The following is a 2,745-nucleotide window of genomic DNA, read 5'->3' on the forward strand; positions in this document are numbered from 1 at the left end:
TGATGGGCGAAAACCAGTTGCCGAAAGTAATCGCGGGTGTCAGATTCCAGGACGGCACCGAGATCGCAACGACGCCAACACACAACGTCGCCTGATCGGCCCCATCACCCAAAATCCAGCATAGGTCCACCTTGGAAAGCTGGGTCTGACGCCTGAAGCTTACCGCGAGAAGTGGGGCTTGCCTCGCGACTACCCGATGGTCGCGCCGAACTATGCGGCCAAGCGGTCTGAGTTGGCCAGGAGCATGGGTCTCGGCCAACAGCGCTCCAAAGCCGCTCAGGCCAAAATCGCGGCCAATGATGCTGTGAAGACTGCCCCCGAGAAGGCTCCCGCAACGCGCGGGCGCAAGAAAGCTGCCTGAGGGCACGTAGGTTGTTGATAGCCGGAAGGGCCGCTCATGAAGAGCGGCCCTTTTGTTTGCCAGTGTAACCCAATCCGGAACAACCAAGAAACAGGATGAGGATACCGTGCCCTTGAATGCTCAAGCTTGGATCTCCACATCGCTGCCGTAAGCATCTGGAGGTTCACTCATGCGCTATCGAACGCGCGGCTGGATCATGCCTGAAGCCGACGTGCTGGCCATGCTCAGGTTGATCGACGAGAGGATACGCTCATCACAGATCGAGGTACGGCATCGCGATGTGCTGATCAGGTTACGGGCTATTCTTGAAAATGATTTGAACGGTCATCGGATCGGCAAGCCGTCCACGCCTCGGCCAGATGACCAGGAAAAGGCTGCATAATAGACAAAGCACCCTTCAGCTTCCAACTTCTCTTGTGAGAGCCGAGCATGACAAGTGACTCCGAATACAACAAGGCGCTCGTGCGAGCACATTATGAGGCAACGGCAAACCACTTTGATCCGCCTGCCATCGATGATCAGGTGGGGGAAGACTTCTTCGATCATGCGGCGGGTGCAAGGCTCGGTCCTGAAGGGGTTAAACGACACATTCAAGGCATGAAAGTCGTGTTTCCCGATCTGCGCGTGACCATCGAAGACATCATTGCTGAGGGCGACAGGGTTGCGGTGCGGGCTCGCTGGCAGGGTACCCACAGCGCCGACTTCCGGGGCATCCCGGCCTCACACGAGCGCATCGAGTTCACCGGAATGGTGTTCTGGCGGATTGCAGACGGAAAAATCCGGGAACGATGGGCGTCGGTGGATCTCCTTGGCCCCTTGAAGGAAGCCGCAGAGGTGTGATCGGCACTGGTCTCCGCTCTGTTCTTTCAGGAACCGTCGTTCAATCCATCTGCGCTACCGCCGAGCGCCTGTCTCCTGGCTCTCTCCCCTCCCCGAGACAACCTATTCCCGGGTCGTCCCCAGAGCCTTCTTCCCGCGACGTTCCCGGTCCAGATTCCTCCAGCCCATCCTCTACAAAATTATTTTGTCCAGAGCGTGCCTGAGCCCGGCGACCGGAAGCTCATGAGCTATCGCCAAGAGGGCGTCATGAGAGCGACAGGGGATTTGGGCATAAAGGAATTTTAAAAAGCGGGATGGGTCCTGCGGATGGATCGGGCTGGACTGTCCCCGGCAAAATTGGTTTTGGCGCTCCATCGAGATGGCGGGTGCGACTGCCACTGGTGTGGAGGAAATAAAGGTTGTAGAGCGTCGAAAATATTCAGAGCCACACCAAGAACCTGTGCCACAAGATGTTTTCTGCACACGCGCCGCTCTGCCGGTTCAAGCCATGCACATTGGTTTCCGTTGACCATCCTATGGCCTGACGCAAGATGATCGCTGTAAACCCGAAACGGGAGATCGTCGCCGATAGAAGAAGCAGCAGCTTCTATGTCCAAGAGGCCGCTGCTACCAATCTCGCGAGACAGAGGTTGCTCTTTGATGCGTTGCTGCTCGGCAGATCTAACTTGTGGATCTGTTAAGGCCAGCGAAATTTGAACAACATGGCGTCCTCGGCATTTCCAAACTCGGCTGCATAGCCACGAAACAGCATCGTTTTGGTAATAACGGGAGTTTCTACCGCTCTGACATAGAGAGGGCCTTGGGGCGGTCGCGGAGGTACAGGGTTGCTGTACCTCCGAGGGGTCGGAAGTTCGATTTCAAACTCCGTGATCTCAACCGGGTCAGAAAGGTGCTCACGGCACCAGTCTCGCACCTCCTCAATCAGCAGAGGGACCATCGACGTTCCGCTAGACGGCGGTCGCGCACAGCTTCTGGAATGCAGGAGATGAAACGGATATCGGAGCACAACGAAGTGCTGACGCAGCGTCGGTCTGACGAGATGGAGGGGGAACGGTTGGCCCCCAAGCATAGTCTCGTCATAAAACGGCAGCGACTTTGCGCCATCCATGTATTGGACATCGGTGTAGCTGAGGATATTTTTACCATAAATAGTTTGTTCTAAAGTCGTGTACGTCATTTTTCTTCGGTGTTTTTTCGTGATTTCTACGTGGCTAACCGTTCCTATTCACCAGAGTTTGTTTCGGGGCCTATTTGGTAGCGCGGGCGTGCCGATCCGCTGCGTTTCTTTCACCGCGGCAAGGTCTGGAACGTGGGGAACGCGTTGGCAGGGACGGGATGGGATGACCGGGGCGATGGCAGCCCCGGCGCTCAGGGCGAGGCCGCCCGGGGCTGGGGTGCCAGAGCGCTCGCAAGACGCCGGACGAGATCCGCTTCCGGACAGCACGAGGCAAAGGCCAGTCGGATGCGGCTGGTGGTTTCCTGCACCCGCACGGCGATCTTGAGCAGGCGCAACCGCAGCGTTGCGAACTCCGCCCGGGCGAGAT

4 protein-coding genes are annotated in these 2,745 nt (G+C 57.3%); 3 read left to right on the top strand and 1 reads right to left on the bottom strand.

The window, feature by feature from the left end; translation table 11 throughout:
- Positions 1-139 precede the first annotated feature (139 nt).
- The 3 genes from FS320_RS41295 to FS320_RS41305 all read left to right on the top strand — a co-directional run bounded on the left by FS320_RS41295 (position 140) and on the right by FS320_RS41305 (position 1,201).
- Complete coding sequence (locus FS320_RS41295; protein ID WP_420846846.1) at positions 140-361, top strand: MucR family transcriptional regulator; 222 nt, start codon at positions 140-142, stop codon at positions 359-361.
- A gap of 169 nt (positions 362-530) precedes the next feature.
- Entirely contained in the window at positions 531-743 is a 213-nt protein-coding gene (locus FS320_RS41300; protein ID WP_152718378.1) for a hypothetical protein, read from the top strand.
- A 47-nt stretch (positions 744-790) separates the two neighbouring features.
- Positions 791-1,201 carry an ester cyclase gene (locus FS320_RS41305; RefSeq protein ID WP_152718379.1) on the top strand — a complete coding sequence of 137 codons (411 nt, stop codon included), beginning with the start codon at positions 791-793 and terminating at the stop codon, positions 1,199-1,201.
- Between the two features lie 1,368 nt (positions 1,202-2,569).
- On the opposite strand, the gene FS320_RS41310 is transcribed toward FS320_RS41305, so the two are convergent.
- Positions 2,570-2,745 (bottom strand): transposase (locus FS320_RS41310; protein WP_192926244.1); only part of this gene is annotated, 176 nt, incomplete at its 5' end.

The sequence above is a fragment of the Microvirga tunisiensis genome (assembly GCF_009296175.1).
GTDB lineage: Bacteria > Pseudomonadota > Alphaproteobacteria > Rhizobiales > Beijerinckiaceae > Microvirga > Microvirga tunisiensis.

Excerpts from the sequence above, each read along its gene's own strand:
- FS320_RS41300 (WP_152718378.1), top strand. The coding sequence starts at position 531 with ATGCGCTATCGAACGCGCGGCTGGATCATGCCTGAAGCCGACGTGCTG.
- FS320_RS41305 (WP_152718379.1), top strand. The coding sequence starts at position 791 with ATGACAAGTGACTCCGAATACAACAAGGCGCTCGTGCGAGCACATTAT.